This window comes from Corynebacterium kefirresidentii, assembly GCF_016599755.1.
In the GTDB taxonomy this organism is placed as follows: Bacteria; Actinomycetota; Actinomycetes; order Mycobacteriales; family Mycobacteriaceae; genus Corynebacterium; species Corynebacterium kefirresidentii.
This window is the reverse complement of record NZ_CP067012.1, coordinates 852,505-868,881: the sequence shown is the minus strand read 5'-3', so window position 1 is coordinate 868,881 and position 16,377 is coordinate 852,505. Positions and strand designations below refer to the sequence as shown.

General features: G+C 53.2%; 14 protein-coding genes and 1 tRNA gene. 9 read left to right on the top strand and 6 right to left on the bottom strand.

From position 1 onward, the window contains the following. Window positions 1-7 precede the first annotated feature (7 nt). A tRNA-Ile gene (locus I6I12_RS04280) sits at window positions 8-81 on the bottom strand. Between the two features lie 132 nt (window positions 82-213). Here I6I12_RS04280 and I6I12_RS04275 point away from each other — a divergent pair. The 4 genes from I6I12_RS04275 (at window position 214) to I6I12_RS04260 (ending at window position 4,639) form a co-directional block, all read left to right on the top strand. Further along, window positions 214-1,119: a DUF5067 domain-containing protein gene (locus I6I12_RS04275; RefSeq protein WP_200288822.1), complete on the top strand. Its 906-nt coding sequence runs from the start codon at window positions 214-216 to the stop codon at window positions 1,117-1,119. 466 nt (window positions 1,120-1,585) lie between these two features. Further along, on the top strand, window positions 1,586-2,401 hold the full coding sequence (locus I6I12_RS04270; protein WP_200288821.1) for a PTS sugar transporter subunit IIAB: 816 nt from the start codon (window positions 1,586-1,588) through the stop codon (window positions 2,399-2,401). 11 nt (window positions 2,402-2,412) lie between these two features. Then, window positions 2,413-3,990 (top strand): PTS ascorbate transporter subunit IIC, encoded by a 1,578-nt coding sequence (gene ulaA, locus I6I12_RS04265; protein ID WP_200288820.1) that lies wholly within the window; start codon window positions 2,413-2,415, stop codon window positions 3,988-3,990. 37 nt (window positions 3,991-4,027) lie between these two features. Next, window positions 4,028-4,639, top strand: coding sequence for a hypothetical protein (locus tag I6I12_RS04260; protein ID WP_200288819.1), 612 nt, complete (start codon window positions 4,028-4,030; stop codon window positions 4,637-4,639). 6 nt (window positions 4,640-4,645) lie between these two features. Here I6I12_RS04260 and I6I12_RS04255 read toward each other — a convergent pair whose 3' ends face one another. Beyond that, window positions 4,646-5,128, bottom strand: coding sequence for a MarR family winged helix-turn-helix transcriptional regulator (locus I6I12_RS04255; RefSeq protein WP_200288818.1), 483 nt, complete (start codon window positions 5,126-5,128; stop codon window positions 4,646-4,648). 100 nt (window positions 5,129-5,228) lie between these two features. Between I6I12_RS04255 and I6I12_RS04250 the strand changes: the two genes are divergently transcribed. The 5 genes from I6I12_RS04250 to I6I12_RS04230 all read left to right on the top strand — a co-directional run bounded on the left by I6I12_RS04250 (window position 5,229) and on the right by I6I12_RS04230 (window position 10,049). Beyond that, on the top strand, window positions 5,229-5,648 hold the full coding sequence (locus tag I6I12_RS04250; protein ID WP_200288817.1) for an organic hydroperoxide resistance protein: 420 nt from the start codon (window positions 5,229-5,231) through the stop codon (window positions 5,646-5,648). A 54-nt stretch (window positions 5,649-5,702) separates the two neighbouring features. After that, window positions 5,703-6,122, top strand: a complete 420-nt coding sequence (locus I6I12_RS04245) for an organic hydroperoxide resistance protein (RefSeq protein ID WP_049358550.1) — start codon at window positions 5,703-5,705, stop codon at window positions 6,120-6,122. Window positions 6,123-6,267: 145 nt separating this feature from the next. Beyond that, window positions 6,268-7,460, top strand: a protein-coding gene (locus tag I6I12_RS04240; protein ID WP_375545482.1) for an IS3 family transposase whose coding sequence is annotated in 2 segments (ribosomal slippage) — window positions 6,268-6,550 and window positions 6,550-7,460 — 1,194 coding nt in all. Because the reading frame shifts where the segments join, the coding sequence is not laid out codon by codon here. A gap of 213 nt (window positions 7,461-7,673) precedes the next feature. Then, on the top strand, window positions 7,674-8,717 hold the full coding sequence (locus I6I12_RS04235) for an ATP-grasp domain-containing protein (protein WP_200288815.1): 1,044 nt from the start codon (window positions 7,674-7,676) through the stop codon (window positions 8,715-8,717). 168 nt (window positions 8,718-8,885) lie between these two features. Next, the gene (locus tag I6I12_RS04230) at window positions 8,886-10,049 is read left to right on the top strand and encodes a hypothetical protein (RefSeq protein ID WP_200288814.1); all 1,164 of its coding nucleotides are present in this window, start codon (window positions 8,886-8,888) and stop codon (window positions 10,047-10,049) included. 53 nt (window positions 10,050-10,102) lie between these two features. On the opposite strand, the gene I6I12_RS04225 is transcribed toward I6I12_RS04230, so the two are convergent. Genes I6I12_RS04225 through wecC form a run of 4 tightly spaced genes read right to left on the bottom strand, consistent with a single transcriptional unit; the run spans window position 10,103 to window position 16,373 of the window. Beyond that, a complete protein-coding gene (locus I6I12_RS04225) occupies window positions 10,103-11,950 on the bottom strand; it encodes a hypothetical protein (protein WP_200288813.1) in 1,848 nt (615 codons plus the stop codon). An 8-nt stretch (window positions 11,951-11,958) separates the two neighbouring features. After that, window positions 11,959-14,169 (bottom strand): glycosyltransferase, encoded by a 2,211-nt coding sequence (locus I6I12_RS04220; RefSeq protein ID WP_200288812.1) that lies wholly within the window; start codon window positions 14,167-14,169, stop codon window positions 11,959-11,961. Between the two features lie 9 nt (window positions 14,170-14,178). Next, window positions 14,179-15,117, bottom strand: a complete 939-nt coding sequence (locus I6I12_RS04215) for a hypothetical protein (protein WP_200288811.1) — start codon at window positions 15,115-15,117, stop codon at window positions 14,179-14,181. Continuing rightward, window positions 15,108-16,373: a UDP-N-acetyl-D-mannosamine dehydrogenase gene (wecC, locus tag I6I12_RS04210; protein ID WP_284698439.1), complete on the bottom strand. Its 1,266-nt coding sequence runs from the start codon at window positions 16,371-16,373 to the stop codon at window positions 15,108-15,110. The genes I6I12_RS04215 and wecC overlap by 10 nt, the downstream gene beginning before the upstream one ends. Window positions 16,374-16,377 lie beyond the last annotated feature (4 nt).

Sequence of the window (16,377 nt, the reverse complement as noted above, 5' to 3'; positions counted from 1 at the left end):
ATCACCGTGGGGCCAGCGGGGCTCGAACCCGCGACCAACGGATTATGAGTCCGTAGCTCTAACCGACTGAGCTATAGCCCCACGCAGATTGCACGCCCACTTGGGCGACTCTCTGCCCTGAAAAGATTAGTCAAAGAGCGGCCAAAGACCAATTTGCCCCCTTCGCTATTGAGTATTTGTACGCTTCCTACCCCCTGCGGGTAGAAGTTAATTATGCGCAAACTACTCTCTTCTCTCATTCTCGTCTCTGCTCTCACGCTTACCTCCTGCTCGGATAGCGGTAGTGACAGCTCAAAGACGAGCGACTCCAGTAATTCCGCGTCCGATGCACAGGCCGATGCGAAGTCCGTAATTGGGACGTGGAAGCAAGAGGACAGCGCTTCTGAAGATGGCTGGATGGAGGCCAGCATCACCGATGATGTCATCACCATCGAATGGGTCATGGACAACGGCGAAAATCGCATGATCTACTGGATTGGCACTTTTGACGCTCAAGCCGCCGCATCCGGTGAGACCGTTACCTCAAACCGCGATGCCGTTGCCACCGACTCTGAGTGGATGGCCGCTGGGTCCGACAAGAAAGATTTCTCTGTCGATGACGACGCCTTAACTTTCAAGGTCGCGATTGAAGATAAGGAATTCACCACACACATGAAGAAAGTGAAGGATGATCCGACAACCGTTAATGAGCTAAAGAGCACGGATTTTGGCCAAACCTTTAAAAATGGAGTCCTGGATGTTCCAGCCGCCAAGTTCGAAATTACCGATCACCGTGTTATTAAGCCCGGTGAGCCTGGCAATGAAATAGGTGAAAAGCCACTTCTCGTCTTTAACTATGACGTAACGAATAAAACGGATGAAACCCTAACCACCACCGACTTTGTCGTGTACTTCACCGCCATCCAAGACAATGATCCGAATAAAGTAAACGAGCTCGACCTCGGTTCCTACATTGATCCTGAAACTGACGATACTCAGCTTGAGCAGATTAAAAAGGGAGGCACTGTCGCTGGAACCATAGCCTACGAGCTCGATGATCTAACTACCCCTGTGGACCTTGTTGCAACTAAGCCCTTCAGCCAAGATGAAATCGGACGCCAAACTTTCGAGCTCAATTAACTGCCCGTATACAACGCGCTTAAATCTCCCGTTCTAGCCGATACAGGAAGCGAAGCCCGCCGAGATACAACGCCCAAAGGAAATCGAGCCCATTTCTCACTGAGGCAGGCAGTACTTGACAGGCGTAGCCAGGCCCCTCCTGTATCCAATGGGAGGGGCCTGTTGTAGTGCGCAAAGCAGCACTTTAGCTGTGTTTCTCCCCGCGGGGGCTAGTTCAGCCAGCGGGGATCTCTTATTTCCCTCCCCTTAGCACGGGTCCATTTCCAGATCAGCCTTTCCGAGAACAAACGGTCCCCTTTGCATTGCGACCAAGCTAAAGACCGATAGAGCCAATTCGACCGCCCCTTGAGCGGTTCCAACTCCCCCAGTGCAAACGTTACCCCTGCATTTACCTCCCGTTTCTCCGCAGCATAGAATCATGAGTGACATTGACCCCGATGTCACTTTTCTGTGATGGGAGATACATATGGTGACACTAGATTCCCTCTTGGTGCCCGGTGCCGTGGACTTGCACGGCACCGCCAAGGACTGGCGAGCAGCTATCTATCTTGCGGGATCGCTGCTTGAAGAAGCTGGCACGATAACCGCAGACTACACGGAAGCAATGGTGCACTCCGCGGAAGAAACGGGCCCATATATTGTCGTGGCTCCCGGTTTCGCTTTTGCGCACGCGCGCCCTTCGGAGGCGGTAAAAGAAACCTCACTGTCGTGGGTGCGCCTGGATAAGCCGGTGGAATTCGGGCATGATTCCAATGACCCCGTAGACCTCGTCGTAGCGTTTGCCGCACGGAGTGACTCCGAGCATCTGCAGGCGATGAAACAGCTCGCAAAGCTGCTAGCCACCAAACGCGACGAGCTTGATAGCGCAGAATCTGAAGAGGGGCTCCGCGCAGTCCTCACGGCATCGACGTCGAGTAAGAAACGCGCAGCTTCCACAGCAACGTCGGGGCCAAAGGCGCAACCAGCGAAGCAAACGGCCGCCGATTCTGTTGCCTCCAAAGGAAAAATTCTCACGGTATGCGGCAACGGGCTAGGTACGTCATTGTTCCTCAAAAACACCCTCGAGCAGGTGCTCGATGAGTGGGGTTGGGGCCCTTACCTCACCGTGGAAGCCACGGATACCATCTCAGCCAAAGGACGAGCTGGTGAGGCGGATTTCTTGCTCACCTCCGGCGAAATTGCTGCAACGCTAGGTGATGTCGGGGTTCCTGTCTACGTCATCCAAGACTTCACCTCCATGTCTGAAATCGATGGGGCTCTGCGCGAGCTCTATGACATCTAAGGAGCATCCTCATGGACTTTCTTCTTGCTATAGCGAATTTCCTTGTTAATGAAATTCTCTCCGTGCCAGCGTTTCTCATCGGCATCATCACCGCGGTGGGGCTGACAGCGATGGGCCGCGGAACCGGCAAAACCATTGGCGGCGCCATCAAGGCCACGCTCGGCTTCCTCCTTATCGGCGCCGGTGCAGGCCTAGTCACCGATTCCTTAGAGCCGCTGGGGGCCATGATTACTGGCGCGACCGGGGCTCAGGGAGTGGTTCCCACCAATGAAGCCATCGTAGGTATTGCGCAAGATCAGTTCGGCAGCCAAGTCGCTTGGATCATGATCTTAGGCTTTGTGGTTTCGCTGCTGCTTGCCCGCTTTACGCCAATGAGCTACGTATTTCTTACCGGTCATCATGTTCTCTTTATGGCGACTCTTCTCACCATGGTGCTTGCACCAGCCGGGTATTCCTCGTGGATTGTCATCGCCTTCGGAGCAGCGCTCCTTGGCATTCTTATGGTTTCGCTCCCCGCCATCGCGCACCCATTTACCCGCCGCATTACCGGCGATGACTCCGTGGCCATCGGACATTTTGGCACTGCGGGGTATTTGGCTGCGGGCGGCGTCGGCAAGCTGGTGGGCGGCAAGGGTAAGAAAATGTCGCCCTCCACTGAGGACCTGAAATTGCCGGAAGGCCTGCGCTTCTTGCGCGATTCCATGGTGGCAACCGCGCTATCCATGGCGCTGATGTACGTGGTCCTCGCCGTGCTCTTCATTGCTCGCGCCGGTTCCGAGGAAGCCTTCACGGCCTTTCCAGATGGCGCCACTAATGTGAGCAATTTCTTGATGCAGTCCGTGACCCAAGGACTCCAGTTTGGCGTAGCCGTGGCCGTCATCCTGTTTGGCGTCCGCACCATCCTGGGCGAGCTCGTGCCTGCTTTCCAGGGCATCGCAGCCAAGGTGGTGCCCGGCGCGATCCCTGCATTGGATGCCCCCATCGTCTTTCCTTATGCCCAGAACGCAGTGCTCATCGGATTCATTTCTTCCTTCCTCGGCGGACTTGTCGGCCTCGCCGTCCTGTCTACCTGGCTCAATCCAGCCTTTGGCGTGGCTTTGATTCTGCCCGGTTTGGTGCCGCACTTCTTCACCGGCGGTGCAGCAGGCGTTTATGGCAATGCCACCGGCGGCCGCCGTGGTGCCGCGCTCGGTGCTTTTGTCAACGGCCTCATCATTACTTTCCTGCCGGCATTCCTCCTCGGTGTCCTTGGTTCCTTCGGCTCCGCGAATACCACTTTCGGCGACGCTGACTTTGGCTGGCTCGGCCTGCTACTGGGCTGGTCCATTCACGCCGACGGTGCACTGGGGCTCGTCTTCATCGCCCTTATCGCACTGGCTATTTTGGCTTTGGGCTGGGTATGCCAGCGCACGCTTGTCGACGCCCACTGGGACCCCACTCCCCACCGCCCTTCCCCCACCAGCAACGCCGATGCCGCCGCAACCAGCGGTGCAGCCGGCGCACCCACTTCCGCCGGCACAGCCACAAAGTACCCGAAGGTTCTGCCACCCGAAGGCGCGCCAGTTCCACCCGCTCGTATAGACCATTAGCCGCGCGCCACACCCCGAAGGGCGCTACAGTATCCCTATGCAACGCCCTTCCATTCTCCCTCTCGCGTCCGTGCTCCTCGCTACCGGTCTTGTGCTAAGCGCCTGCGGCTCCGGTTCAGACTCCAACTCTGATTCCACCCCAGCAGAAGAGCCAGCCTTCTCCACTGCGCAAGATAGCAACTCCCCGGCTGGTGAAAATGCAGAAGAAACCAGCCCAGAGAAGGAAACGAAGCAACGTCGCACCGAAACGGTCACCAAAGAGGCAGCCCCAGAGCAGCCCACACCACCGGCCGGCGGCAAACACAACATCCATGTAGGCCAGATTGGCGGCTACTGCGGTACATCTTCATCAGGCGATTCCATCGACGCCGGCGATGCGACTTCCTGCGAATTCGCCGCCGCGGTCTTTGATGCCGCGATGCAGGCCAGCTACACTCTGCGCTCCCCAGATCCCACGGTGACATCGGTATACCACGCGGATGTCTCCGCCAGCAGCCCGGTGACCAAGCAATCCTATGACCTTGACTGCCGCATGGGCAGCGACCAGCGAGTTCTCACGTGCGAAAAGCCCGGAGACAAAACAGTTCGCGCCTCATTCGAAACCGCCGACAAAAGCGTATGGTCCAGGCGCGTGGCCACGACGAACTAAGCCCCCCTACCTCACAAAGTCATCTTCGGGGCGCCAGGGCAGCTCCACGTCGACGAGAGTAGCGGCAAGGACATCGAGAGACTCTTTAAATTCCACTAGGTCGAGGCCCAACTTCTCATAGGCCTCGACCATTGCTTCGGGGATGCACTCGGCGCGGGAGCGCAGGGCGTCGCCGTCGGCGGTGAGGCTAGCGAGGGTGCGGCGCTCGTCGGCGGGATCACGGCGTCGCTCCACGTACCCCTGCTTTTCTAGGCGCTTAAGCAGCGGGGTAAGCGTGCCGCTATCCAGACCGAGGCGGGAATCAATGAATTTAAGTGGCACCGGTTCGTCGGCCTCCCACAGCACCAACATGACCAGGTATTGGGGGTAGGTCAGCCCCAGCTCATCGAGGAGTGGCCGATAGGAACGCACTACCGCCCTACTCGCACGGTAAATCGAGAAGCACAGCTGACTATCGAGAGAAAGGTAATCAGTGGGCGCGTCATTCATAGCCAAAAGTATAGACGCCAAGAAAATATTGTCCGCAATTTAATTGTGTACAATCAAAAGTGGATATTAAAACCGGATTGTAAAATCCAAAGGAGCAATCATGGACGCCATGTACACCACCGAGGCGCTAGCCACCGGAGCAGGCCGCAACGGCCACGCCGCCGTCACGGGCTCCGACCTGGACTTTCACCTTGCTATCCCTAAGGAGATGGGCGGCAGCGGCGAAGGTGCCAACCCAGAGCAGCTTTTTGCCGCCGGCTACGCCGCTTGCTTCCACTCCGCCCTGCAGGCCGTGGCCCGCAACCAGAAGGTCGAGTTGGGTGACTCTGCGGTGGGGGCACGAGTGGGCATCGGAAAGCAGGGCGAAGGCTTCCAGCTCGCAGTGGACCTGGAGGTTTCCATCCCAGCTCAAGACAAGGCCACAGCCCAGCAGCTTGCCGACGCCGCCCACCAGGTCTGCCCCTACTCCAATGCCACCCGGGGCAATATTGAGGTCACCGTCAGCGTCGTCGAGGACTAGAATTCTTGCGTACAATCGGCGGACGTACAAAGACCCGATAGAAAAGGAGTCATTATGGACGCCGTATACACCACCGAAGCACTGTCCACCGGAGCAGGCCGCGACGGCCGCGCCGTAGTCAAGGATTCCGATCTGGACTTCACCATGACCGCCCCAAAGGAAATGGGCGGCAGCGGTGAGGGCGCTAACCCGGAGCAGCTTTTCGCTGCCGGTTACGCCGCCTGCTACCACTCCGCACTCAAGGCAGTGGCCAAGGACAAGGGTGTTGACGTGGAGAATTCCTCCGTCGGCGCCCGCGTTAAGCTGGGCAAGAACGACGAGGGCTTCTTCCTCGGCGTTGACCTCGAGGTCACCATCCCAGGCGTTGAGGACGCCAAGGCACAGGAGCTTGCCGACGCCGCCCACCAGATGTGCCCTTATTCCAAGGCCACCCGCGGCAACATCGAAGTCAACGTCGGTGTTGCACAGGACTAATTTCTAGTCCTCTTCCCCAACCCACACGGCGCCATCATGCGCGCCGCGTGGGTATTTTTATACGTTGTGCTCCGAACCTGACCCCTGTTTGGTAGACACCTGATATCCAGCCCGGTTGGGTTGGGAAGAAAGGTAATTTACCACCATGCCTAGGTATTCCGAACAGTTCAAACGTGATGCTGTGGCCCTCTACGAAAACAATGAGGACCTCTCACTTCACACGGCTGCAGCAGAGCTAGGAATCAATCGCTCCTCACTTTATTCCTGGCTTAAGCAGTACGGCACTGGCAAACGTGCCCGCACGAAGACCATGCGCGACAAGGCCCAGGAGACGACTGCTTCTGAACGGATCCGCCAGCTAGAAAAAGAAGTCTCGAAGCTGCGCGAAGAACGCGACGTCCTACGCAAGGCCGCGAAATATTTTGCCGAAGAGACACGCTGGTAATCCGCTTCCAGTTTGTCTATGACCACCGAACCGAATACTCGGTTAAGCGGATGTGCCAGGTGTTAAAGCTCAATCGCTCCTCGTTCTACAAATGGGCCAACACTCGCGAAGAACGCAGGTTAAAGATGTGTTCTGATGCTCTTATTGGTGCACGAATCAAGACCATCTTCGATGATGAGCTCGGGCTTTATGGTGCAAAACGCATTGCTGCAAACCTCAACGACGATACGGACTTTCCTCCGATCAATCACAAGAAGGTCGCACGCATCATGAAATCCATGAGGCTGAAAGGCTTTACTAAGCGGCGTCGGTGTATCACCATCAGGCGCAAGCCTGGACGTCGAGTCATGCCAGATCTAGTAGGCCGCAGATTCACAGCTGACAGGCCGAATCACGTTTACGTAGGCGATATCACCTACCTGCCGTGTAAGGGCGGCAAGAACATGTATTTGGCCACAGTTATTGACACTTACTCGCGGAAACTTGCAGGTTATGCGCTCGCAGATCACATGCGGGTATCGCTGGTTATCGAAGCTTTATCTCATGCCAGGAAAGTCCGCGGAAGCCTTAAAGGGGCAATTTTCCATTCTGATCATGGCAGTGTGTACACCTCACAGGCTGTTAGGGACCACTGCGCCCAGCTTGGCGTGCGCGAATCCATGGGAGCAGTGGGAACGAGTGCCGATAATGCCCTGGCAGAATCATTTAACACCACCTTAAAGCGTGAAGTCCTGCGTGATCGGAAAGTCTTTGACAATCCCATCGTCTGCCGCCAAGAAGTCTTCCGATGGTGCATGCGCTACAACACCCGCAGACGGCACTACTGGTGCAACCTTCTAGCTCCCGATGACTTCGAAGCGCTCACATCAGCTACACTGACCCAAGCAGCATAGCTAACCCCCGACGTGTCTACTTTCCGGGGGTCAGGCCCCATAGAAACCCCACCACATTAGAGACAGCATCTTATGAAAGTTCAAGGAACTGCCACTATTTACGTCGGACGTGTTGCGGAGATTTTGAAGGGGTCATCGATGGGGCGAACTAGTGAATAAGTTTTAGTGAGTTAGTCGGTACAAAAGCGAGAATCTTAAATGTACTATGCCTACGTGAGCTACGATCCTAGAAACCTAATTGCTTTGGTAAATGACGAAATTTTGAAACCAAAGCTGCCAATCAATACTTATGACCGGATTAAGTCCCGCACAAAACTTATGCTGGGCGAAGCGAGGTCCCGCGGCTGGGAGACCCAAAAAGTCAAAGACGGCACATGGATATTTTTGAATAACGGTAAAACGGTGGGAGGAACCGTTTATCACGGCCCATCTACCCAGAGCATGTTCGCTAGAAGGGTTTCCAACGACAAACAGGCCACAAAATTGACTCTTCAAGCCAATAACGTGCCGACGCCTAACGGCCAGAAGTTCAATTCAGCCACTAAAGCTGAGGCCCTCGAATATTTTAAGGCGCAAGATCGCCCTGTCGTAGTTAAGCCGAATGGCGGCACCCGAGGGCGCGGCGTGTCTCTCAATATCAAAGATACCGAGACCTTTGAAAAGGCTTGGTCTAAAGCAGCTGACAGCGGCTACGGCGATGAAATTGTAATCGAAGAATACTTCGCTGGTTTCGATATACGCGTCTTAGTCATCGGTGGCCGTGTACGCGTTGCTTGCTCTAGGCTAAACGCATTTGTAGTAGGTGACGGGAAGCATACGGTTCAAGAACTGGTGGATCTCGAGCTCCAACGCCGACTTGCCGATGCTTACCTAAAATCTACGGAGATAAACATAGATGAAGATTGGCTAGCCGAAAGCCCTTGGACACTCGAGCAAGTGCCCGAGCACGGCGAAGTAGTCGTTCTAAATCCAATATCCTCCGTAGGTGGCGGCGGCTTCACGCTTAATGTCATCGATAAAATTTCTCGTCAACACATCGCGGTTGCAGAGCGCGCTGCTCGGGCCTTCCCAGGGACGGGAACAGTGGGAGTAGACATTTTCACCTCTTCCTTGCAGCCTGACGCCGACATCACAGTTCTAGAGATCAATACGCAGCCTTTCTTCGACATCCACCACTATGTAAGCTACGGCGAGCCTGTTAATGCGGCTAGTTATATTGTCGACCAGATCGAGCGAACACAGCTGCTCTACTCTTAGGCACTAGTTAAGGCTCTAGGCGTTGCTGGGTCGGCGTAACTCCGCTAAATCTCTGCACCGCCTCGGGCTTAATAGTGAGAACCAAGGCGAACTAACTTGTCAGCCTGACCTCGTTGCTAAAATCTGTGCGATAAGCAACCCACTCCTAGCTCAGATGATTGGAACTACATGCGTACCGAGCACCTAAACCATATTCTGGATTCTCTGCCCAGCCTTGAACAAAATTATTGGCAAGATGGTTACACCACGGGCATACACAACGCGTGGATTCGGACTGTCCGCCGCTCGGGGCGCAACTTCCATATTGACCGCTCGAAAAAGAACCGTCCGTATATCACTCTAAAGGATTCTGCAGATGATCCCATCGGAGTAGTTACTCCTTGGAACGTACCTACCTGCACTAAGACAGCTGGACGAATCTGCCAGAACAAAGTAAAAACACAAAAAATCCTGCACACCGCTGGCATTAATGTTCCTTGGTACCAGGTTTTTGGACCGGACGAGGCTGACGACGCCTTCGACACCGCTTTTGCTCAAGGCCGGAGAGAAGTCGTGGTCAAAGCACCAAGCTTCTCCCAAGGTCTCGGAGTTTTTCTTAACGTTACTGAACAGGACTTCAAAGAGCGCTTCCACGAATGCGTGGAGATGCAAAAGGAACGAAAGCGAGAGCCCTCGGTAATTGTCCAAGAAATGGTTGACGGCTTTGAATTGCGCGTCACCGTTGTGGAGGGAGAGTTTTTCGGTTCAATCATCCGAATCCCTGCCTACGTTACCGGCGACGGAACCCACAACATCGAAGAACTGATGGCGCTTAAAAATGACGAGCGTCAGAAGGACCGCGCACGAAGCAAGCGACTTCTTCGCCGAAACGCGAACATGGAAGCGTTCATGCGCTCCAATTCATTGTCTTTCTCAGATATTCCCGAAGCAGGAGAACGCGTTCTCCTCAGCGCAATCTCTAATATTTCTTTCGGTGCTGAAACTGCAAATATCACCGATATCATTTCAGAGGAAATTAGGGACACCGCTGTTCGAGCAGTTGCCGCGATTCCGGGTCTATACACTGGCGGCGTCGATATCATGGTGCGTAGTTTGAAAGACGACATGCCACGAGTTTTGGAAGTCAACTCTTTCCCTCACGCGACCTCCTTTATCTACCCCACTTACGGGGAATCTATAAACCCCATCGCGCGCTATCTGGACTCGTACTACGCCCAGCACAAGTTTGCAAAAGGCACAGAAGAGACCTTCTCATTGAAAGAAAAGCAAATGCTTTCCTCTCGCCATGACTTCTGCAAACTAAAGCTGCAGCTATTTCCCACCGAAGACTAAAAGTGAGGTCGGTGAGCATGAGCACATCATGTTCACCGACCTACAGCCTTGGGCTAACTATCTTTCGCCGCTAGCCATTCCTTCCGCAGCCAACGATCAGCCACGTACAAACGCCAAATGAATTTCACGATCTCTCTTTGAGACGACTTTTCGGGAACGATAAGTTCTCCGTTCGCGGCCGCTTCCAAGATTTTCCCAAATTCGGGAGTGACCTTTGAAATGAGCAGATCCCAGTTAGCAGATTCCACCAATTCTCTGGCCATCTGAACGGCCACAACCTTGGTGTACTCTATCGCTTTTGAATCTTTAAGCCGAGGATCCACCTGTAAGAATTCATCGCTTTCGTGAGCAGGAACTTCGGCATATCGCTCGGCAAAGGAATCTTCTCCAAGATTCTCCGCCGGACCAGCACTCTCAAACCGCCATTTATTGCCGTTGGACAAAGGAATGCGGTTCGCTTCGGGCCAAATCATTTCTAAGGCCCTAAAGAGAACACGCTGTGAAACCTTCTCTGACATCGTCATAGCGTCAGAAATCGCAGCTACCTCTTCATCAGCGATTGGATAAGCAATGACTGCATCACGCTCGTAAAGGTTTATGTGTGCATGCAGCCAGCGTCCCGACCTAAAGTTTCGGGCAAAGAGATACAAGTACTCGAGATCGATAGATGTCTCTACTTCACGCTGCCATTGTTCAAGGAAGTAAGCGTACTGCGCTCGGATCCCCTCGTTTACGAACCACCCGGCTTGTCGTCGCAAAGCGTTTTGCAAGCCCGACTCAGAATAGTGCAGCTTCTTTGCCTGACCGCCCTTCATTAGTGGCCACTGCCCCAGCATGATTGCGTCACCAGCAACACGCGGCGAGGAGCCATAATAAATAGAAGTATGCGGTTCAGATGCCGGGATGCCATCAGACATGAGAATTGTTCGATCAACCTTTTCCGCCAAGCTTGACCGATCAACTGGGGATGGTGCAGTTACTTCCAAGTTCTTTTTAGCCGCTCGGCACAAATTATGTGCCACTCGGACCTCTTCATCATTCGGCTTGCCAAAGGTTACCCCATAGACAGGTTGCTCCGAGTCCTTAACTAGTCCGAGCAATAGCCGGCTGTCTTTACCGCCACTCATTCGTACTTGAACGTTCTTGCCCGAAAAGTTCGCTAATGCTCTCTGCGTAGAGGCCTTTAGCGCGTCGGCGAGAGCTTCAGCTGCTTCCTCTTCAGAGTGAAGGTTAGGGAGATTAGCGATTAGACCTGCGGGACGAGGAATAATCTTTACTTCTCCGCTATTAACCTCGAGTGCCTCGTCCACTGCAATCGTAGATACGCCTTCAAACGGAGATACGGCATCGAGGTTAAACCCAAACATCAAATACTGATCTAAAAAGTCAGTTTCCAATGCCACTGGAGAAGCTTCTCCCTCTGCTCTTGCTACTGCAGCAAGAAGTGGTCTGTTGCTAGCGAAAACATAATCTTCCGTCTCCGCATAATGTACCGCTTCTAGAGCCGGAATTGTGTTCCATAGTATGACGCGATCGCGATAGCGCTCACCCCAGATCGCCGTATAGCTGCCCCAAACAGGATCGGTGTAAACAACCTCGCCGCCACGCCTGGACACCTTCTCGAACAGGAGCTCGGAAACATCCTGGCCGCTCGAATGCGCCCACCAGTCTTTCTTTGCGACGACGCGGTTCGACTCGTTCGTCCTTTTCCACACACCTATAGATGCAGTCCCATGCTGTCCCGGTGTGGAAACTTTTATTTCACTCCGATAGTGATCACTGACCAAACTGCGGTATTTCTGGAAGCACCGACGTAGCAGTTCGGAATTATGCTCTGCAAGGTCGTCAGAAACGGTAGAGCGAAGCTTCTTCTTAGGCACCGCCAAAAGGTAAATGGACATCCTAGCTCCTAGATAGTTTCCGTACGCTCAGACTCCTTGACAGCAACATTTTGCCCAGTCAAGGCATCGATCCATTCGGAAATAATTTTCTTAACTCCCCAACGGGAGGCGTATTCACGTGCCTTTTGGCCCTCTTCTGCAAATGTCTCCGGTTCACGTAGGGCGAGTACGCGATCGATTGCGAGGTCACTACCCCCATCTACATACGGACCAAAAATGTTCTTCGCCCCATCTCTCTCCCACACGATGGGGACTGCACGCGAGGCCATTCCTTCTGCAGGCGCAAGATGGAAACTTTCCACATCACTTGGCGACAACACAATGCCGATCTTCCTAAACCAAGACGCCATATCTGGCCCAAAATCTTCAAACACTACGTGATCCCGTAGTCGCTCGTTCGAGGCAATAGAAGAGAAAAAATCTAGATACAACTGCTTCTGCAGCGGCTTACTCCATTCGTGAGGGTATTCCCAAGGGGCCCTGCCTCTTATGTGAAGGACGTACCGGTCGTCGTGTTCCAATAGCTCTTCAAAGAATGAAACAGCTCTATCTGGTCGCTTTAAGAAGGGAACGTAGCCGACCAGACCAATATGGAACTGAGCACCAAAAAGCTTTTCCCGGTCAAAGTCCACTAAATCAATTGCATTTGGAATTACCCGAGTAGCCGTGGAATGCAGTGGAAGTCGTTCCAGCGCCATTTCCTCGTAATGCTGCGAAACGAAAATCAATTCGTCCACGCCTTGCCAGTCGATTTCCTTCATCCATGGGCCGGGGCCACGAAGTTCGAATCCATGTAGACGACTAATTAGCCTCTGCCCTGGTCGCTTATGCTCTGCATACCACCGGACTGACGGACCACACCATTCGCAAAATACAATGTCCGCCCAATTGACCAGGTTTCGGCTGCGTTCTTCGTCATGCTGATGCAGAGACGACCAAACGTCCTTCTCGAGTATGAACCGAGGATCCTTCTCAAGCGCATCCACTAATTCGCCCATGAACTTGAAATCGTGGGAAGCGATTACGACCTTAATCGCATCCATAGGCACCGAACGGTTACTAGAACGGACTATGCCGGCCGCTTCGAAGTAGCCAGTTAGACGCTCTACCGCTGAATCCATTGAAAAGTTTGCTACCTTGCCCCGAACCTTTGGGCTCATTAGGTCAATAGAGTTTGCAGTTTTAGCAATGACCTTTGCAGCATCCACTGCGGTAGCTTGCGCATCAATAAAGAATGGATAATCGCTACCGAAGAGAGCACGGGTGTCATCGTTAAAATTAACTAAGGCAGGAGTTCCAAGAGCAGAATATTCTAACGCCTTTGTGGAAACCTCTAGGCTTGAATCTAGTACCGCTGTCCGCCAACCTAATCCAATATGGGCGGACGAAATGGCTGCCATGGATTCATCCCGAGATACACCACCTAACCATTCAACTCCGCTATCAGCATCTGCCGCTGCCTTCTCTAGCGCCTCTTTCATCTGGATGTGCCAAGAAGGATCGCTCTTATCCCTATTTATCTTGTCGCCGACAACTAATAGCTCTGACTCGATTCCCAACTTTCTGAGATGCTTGGGGATTTCCAGCATTTCGAGTGTCTTCCAGTCCTTAGCCATCTTTCCCGCATAGACAATGCGGAGCTTGTCCGACTGTTCGTAGTTCTCCCCGCGCTTTTCCTTGGAAAACGCCTCACTCGGTACCATTGGGAGCATCAAGCAGGTCTTCCCTGCCGCGAATGGAGCGATCGATTCTAGATAGCTTCGGGCCGCTTCAGTTTGTACGAATACTCTCCGAGAGTTCGCCGAGATTCTTTGCAAACGGCCCACATTGGTCTTAGAAAGCTTGGTGATTGGGAAAGGAAGATCCGTTATATAAGCCCAAAGTATCGGCGCCAAGGTCGAAGAGCGACTTAATGTGTGTGCCAAATTCAGTCCTCGAGAAACGAGGATGTCAGCACCGACCCTGTTGACCAACGATTCAAGGACAGGAACCGCGGCTTCCTCGTTGAGTGGAGAACTGGTGTCCGGAGGAAGATGTAGGACGACGTTTTCAATCTTGTCTACGGACTGTAAGAGACGATAGTTATCCGGCTTCATTTTGAGCTGGAGATGGACCTCATCGCATGTCTTTGAAAGCGTTTCGGTTATTGACATGAGCCAGATCGACGAGCCATCTACAACATTCGGACTGATGTCCCCATAAACTACAGCGGTGCTCACTTCTTAACCTCACTTACACGCGTATGCGTCGATAGCCTTTATCACTGGGTTCGCCATTTCGGCGCCCCGAGAATCTTGTCCTGGCTTCTTAGGAAGCACAACATCAGCGGTGTCACGCAAAACGCTCGTCATATGTGAGGCCGGTGCATTAGCCACGACCGCCGTAAGGACATTATTCTTTCGTTGCGCTTTCACAATCTGGCTATGGAGCTCCTGAAAAAGATGCGTCCCTTGAGCTGACAGACTCCCAAACCAGCGACCACAGGTTAAAGACGCCTCTTCGATAACAAGCCAGGAAATGTCGTTCCCAAACTTCGCTAGGTCAACGGCAGAATCTATTTTCCGGACGGAGCAGAAGCCCGAGAGACTTTCACGGAGGTCGGAAGAGCCCAAAACGGCCACTACTCGAGTCATTTCGTTGGAAGGATAAAGGAGATCCCGTAGCTTTTCCTTGGACCCCTCACCAGTGTCTTGCAGCGCCGCCTGTCGCCCGGCCACATGAGAGTTGGGTTTCTCCACAGGCTTCGATGCAGAGATACGCCTAGGGGAAAAATAGGATAAAGGTTCTGAGATTGCGCCCCCTGAACCCGTCTCACCATGTCGCCATTCCTCGACCGCGGAATTGATTTGGGTTAGTTGTTCTTCTTGAAAGCGTTGACTCTCTCGCGATTTGGCTATACTTCCCGACATGTTTCGGAGCAGCGACAACTCTTTAGCAACGGACATTACATTGCGGTAATCCTGTCGGCGTTGTGCCTCTACTCGTCGTGTCCAAGAAACGCTTAAAATCAAGATCAAAGCCGCTACTACCACCGCCAAAATCAACAGCCCAGCGCGAACTAAGTTGCTTGACAGCACCGCGGCAATTAACAACACAGCGGCTAACACGGCAAGACTTGCAAGCGACTTGCCGGATTCCAACCTCTTCATCCCTAGGATCAGCTCCACATGCCACGTGTGTCAACGACATTCTTTCCTTCCAAGACGCTCTTTTCGAGGCTCTTGAAAGGTGTATGGTCCACTAAGACAGCAACCACGGGGCTTGAAGATATCGCGTGAGAAGCGTCAACTAGCTGCACGTTTTGATATGCGGTTAGACTCTCGGGCAGCTCATTCACATTAGGCTCAGCTACTAGGATGTTTTTCTCCGGCCACTTCTCGGCCATTTGTTGCACGATAGACAGAGCAGGGGATTCTCTCAAATCATCGATATCCGGCTTAAATGCTATTCCCAGTGCGGCGATTGAATCTGCGCCTTCGGCCTCGACTGCTTCAGTAATTTTGGCAATAACGTAGGCAGGCTTGCCGTCATTAACCTCCCTCGCCGTACGGATCAGCTTGGCTTCCTCCTGAGCCGAAGAAACAATGAACCAAGGATCAACTGCAATGCAGTGGCCACCCACACCAGGGCCCGGATTCAGAATATTGACTCGTGGGTGATGGTTAGCGAGTTCAATCAATTCCCAAACATCAATTCCAAGCTTGTCTGAGATGATTGACAGCTCGTTTGCAAAGGCAATATTCACGTCCCTGAACGAGTTCTCGGTCAGCTTTGCCATCTCAGCGGTTGTTGCATTCGTCAATAGCATCTCGCCATTGCAGAAAAAGGAGTATAGCTGTTTCGCCCTATCCGTCGACAGGGGATTTAGGCCTCCGATAACTCGGTCATTAGCGGCCATCTCCTCCATAATCTTGCCCGGTAATACCCGCTCAGGGCAGTGTGCGACTAAGAGACGGTTAGCACTTTCAGGATCCGTCGATAGGTCCGGCCTTTCGGCTAAAAGAATCTCAGCCATCTTTTCAGTGGTCCCTGGAGGGGAGGTTGATTCTAGGACCACGAGCGCCCCCGGTCGAAGCACAGGAGCAATATTCTTCGCTGCCGCTTCGATGTAGGACATATTGACTGAATAGTCATCATTGAACGGCGTCGGGACAGCCACAATGAACGCGTCTGCTTCCGCTACTTCTGTATCAGCCTTGAGATGTCCATCGGCGACTACGCTTTTTAATAAAGCTTCGAAGCCAGGTTCAAAAAAGGGCATTTCACCATTGTTGATCTTCTCCACATGGCGCTCATTGATGTCCACCCCCACTACGGAGATACCAGAATCAGCGATAAAAGCTGCAGTCGGGAGACCAATGTATCCCAGCCCAACAACACAAACCTTGTTTATGGGTCCCAATTGTTTCTCTTCAATGCTCACTAAA